This window comes from Roseofilum sp. (assembly GCF_982964205.1).
Genome location: NZ_CEZBFX010000213.1, coordinates 1 through 2,906, shown reverse-complemented (window position 1 = coordinate 2,906; position 2,906 = coordinate 1). Strand labels below are relative to the sequence as shown.

At 43.6% G+C, this 2,906-nt stretch carries 4 protein-coding genes and 1 riboswitch; of the genes, 1 reads left to right on the top strand and 3 read right to left on the bottom strand.

Going from position 1 to position 2,906, the window contains the following annotated elements; all coding sequences use genetic code 11:
• Positions 1-6: 6 nt before the first annotated feature.
• Positions 7-288, bottom strand: a complete 282-nt coding sequence (locus AC3A14_RS24425) for a HepT-like ribonuclease domain-containing protein (RefSeq protein WP_413039270.1) — start codon at positions 286-288, stop codon at positions 7-9.
• Positions 272-583 carry a nucleotidyltransferase family protein gene (locus AC3A14_RS24420; protein WP_318736387.1) on the bottom strand — a complete coding sequence of 104 codons (312 nt, stop codon included), beginning with the start codon at positions 581-583 and terminating at the stop codon, positions 272-274. Before AC3A14_RS24420 ends, AC3A14_RS24425 begins: the two co-directional genes overlap by 17 nt.
• An 86-nt stretch (positions 584-669) precedes the next feature.
• Positions 670-824, top strand: a riboswitch (cobalamin riboswitch).
• A gap of 25 nt (positions 825-849) precedes the next feature.
• Here AC3A14_RS24420 and cobW point away from each other — a divergent pair.
• Positions 850-1,890, top strand: coding sequence for a cobalamin biosynthesis protein CobW (gene cobW, locus AC3A14_RS24415; RefSeq protein WP_318736390.1), 1,041 nt, complete (start codon positions 850-852; stop codon positions 1,888-1,890).
• Between the two features lie 38 nt (positions 1,891-1,928).
• Here the strand turns inward: cobW and AC3A14_RS24410 are convergent, their stop codons facing one another.
• On the bottom strand, positions 1,929-2,645 hold the full coding sequence (locus AC3A14_RS24410; protein WP_487779229.1) for a hypothetical protein: 717 nt from the start codon (positions 2,643-2,645) through the stop codon (positions 1,929-1,931).
• Positions 2,646-2,906 lie beyond the last annotated feature (261 nt).

Below are 2,906 nucleotides of genomic sequence, written 5' to 3'. Positions count from 1 at the left end.
TTTCCCTCAAACCCTCTTCCTGTCTCCCTTTGCCACTTTTGTCCTGTACTGAGCTTTACTTCGCATTCCTACAATAGCTTTCCAAGGAATTTGAGGATAAGCTTCCCTAAAATCAAGGGAAACTCGTCTCGCTGCTTCCCCAATAACTTGTAGCAGATGAGTTATAGCTAAACGCAACTGCTCATTATTATCAAACTCTTCTCGACTCACACCTGAGACAAAACCAAGAGCCTTATTTGCTGTGTCTATCATATGCCCAATATAAACACAGTTATCCTTCTGCGACATAACAAACCTCTGCTTCTGCTAGAATGCGATCGCGGATTTGATGGTTCAGAAACTTGGAAGTCACTAAATCAATTCGACGATGATCGAATAAATTTGAAAGTTCTTCTTCAATTTGGTAGAGTTTAAAAAATCCAGGAGTAAAACCCGGTTCAAATTCCACTAAGATATCAATATCGCTCTCTGGGGTAAAGTCATCCCGCAAAAATGATCCAAATAGGGAGAGTTTATGAATATGCCAGTTCTGGCACAGGCTAGCAATTTTTTCAAGAGGAACGTCAATATTTTTGACTTTCATGATATAACTAAACTTGACTAATAACCATAGTCTTGATACTCATAATCAACACTATGTTATAATCATACATAAAGTCAACACTATGGTATAATGAACAATGCTTCGGTTCTGGTGGGCAGCAGCCATCAGAGGTAACGGGGAAAGCTTGGTGCAAATCCAACACTGTCCCGCAACTGTGAGGAGATGAAGAACATCTACATCATCTCTAAGTCAGAATGCCCGCCGAAGTGAGTCTGTTGAATCACTATTCTGCGAGGTACAGAATCATGCATAAAATTCCCGTAACTATTATTACTGGATTCCTGGGTGCAGGAAAAACCACCCTGATTCGTAATTTGCTCCAAAATCAGGAAGGGCGCAAAATTGCCGTTTTAGTGAATGAATTTGGCGAAGTTGGCATTGATGGGGACTTGTTGCGCTCCTGTCAAGTTTGCGATGAAGAGGAAGATCCCAATAATAATATTGTGGAACTGACTAATGGCTGTTTGTGTTGCACGGTGCAAGAGGAATTTTATCCCACGATGCAAAAGCTATTAGAGCGTCGAGATCATCTCGATTCAATTGTGATTGAAACTTCTGGGCTGGCACTGCCGAAACCTCTAATTCAAGCCTTTCGCTGGCCCGAAATTCGCAATGGAGCAACCGTTGATGGGGTGGTGACGGTGGTGGATAGTCATGCCTTAGCTACGGGGACTTTAGTGGGGGATTTAGACGCACTGGAAGAACAGAGAAAGGCCGATCCGAATCTGGATCATGAAACGCCGATTGAGGAATTATTTGAAGATCAATTGGCTTGTGCGGATTTGGTTTTATTGACGAAAACGGATTTAGTGGATGATTCCGGTTTGCAGCAAGTGCAAAACTGGTTAAAACAGGAAGTTTCGCCGGCTGTAAAACAAGTTTCTTGTCATCAAGGGCAAATTGATAGTGAAGTTTTGTTAGGGTTTAATGCTGCGGTTGAAGATAACCTAGACTCTCGTCCGAGTCACCACGATCATGAAGAAGAGCATGAGCATGACGATCGTATTAATTCAGTTGAGATTGTGTGCGATCGCGCCTTCGATCCCAAACAACTCACCCAAACTCTACAACAATTTGTCCAAAACCACGAAATTTACCGCATTAAAGGCTTTGTGCAAGTGCCCAATAAACCCATGCGCTTAGTTCTCCAAGGCGTTGGAAACCGCTTTGATACCTTCTACGATCGCCCCTGGAATACCGATGAACCCCGCCAAACCCGCCTCGTCTTCATCGGTCGAGATCTAGAGCGACAGCCTATCGACAGCCTACTCCATAGTCTCAACTAACCGCAATACTTGGTATTCCCAGGGGAGCAAATTCCCGGTCATGATTCTGAGGATTGTTCCGTAGCCGACTTAGACGCAGACGATTCGGAAGCAACGGACTCAGAATCAGACTCTTTAGAATCTGGCTTTGGTTTCGATGGATAAGGCTTCCCATTGGGTTTACCCTTCCCTTTTGGTTTTCGATCTTTTAATCGATCTTTGATCTTTCTGGCTTCGAGAACAACCAATGTCTTACCCTCACGCCCCAACATAAAATCCCAAAACTCTCCTAAAGTGTTTTTCGGTTCGTTCGGTAAGATACCTTGAAAGGTGATCTTAAATGGCTTTTCTAACTTAGAGCTGGGATCTTTGCGATTGGGATTGATGCGAACCGCAATCTTGCCCCCATAATTAAAAATAATCTGCCCCCGTACTGAAAAGACATCACCACTGAGGTTCTCTGGGATGGGATTCAGGGCATTGCGAAGAATAAAATGATAGCCCGCTTCGCGATCGGGTTTAGTCCAACAGCGAAACCAATGGAACTGCTCCAAATTATCATCTTTTTCCAGCCACTTAAAAAAATAGCCCCAACGGATGGAAGCGGGGAAGAACTGATTATCCTCAGTAACAATTAATCCTTTGAGCTGGAATCCATTCTCATCAGGTTGAGGGATATATCGTCCCCAAATTAAACCGGTACTCCGATATTGGATATCCGACTCTGGAGGACAAATAAGGTTACTAATGTTACTCTTATCTTGACTATTGGACAAGGTTCTTTTCAGGAAGTAAGGTGGACGACTCCCTCCAGAATCCGGAGGGCAATAGGAAGGGACAATTAAAGGGCCCACTGGAAAGCTGGGGATAATTTTCCCCAAAAGTGAACCTGCTCCATTGTACCTTGTGAAGGCAACTACAAGGGCCACGATCTAACGACTTTGAAGGTCTACGAAACTGGGAGTTGTTAGCTATTGCCTTATTTATCAGAAAAATGGGTCTAAAACCCCGTCCTTTTAGGACGGCTTTACAGTAGA

Excerpts from the sequence above, each read along its gene's own strand:
- AC3A14_RS24425 (WP_413039270.1), bottom strand. The coding sequence starts at position 288 with ATGTCGCAGAAGGATAACTGTGTTTATATTGGGCATATGATAGACACA.
- AC3A14_RS24420 (WP_318736387.1), bottom strand. The coding sequence starts at position 583 with ATGAAAGTCAAAAATATTGACGTTCCTCTTGAAAAAATTGCTAGCCTG.
- cobW (WP_318736390.1), top strand. The coding sequence starts at position 850 with ATGCATAAAATTCCCGTAACTATTATTACTGGATTCCTGGGTGCAGGA.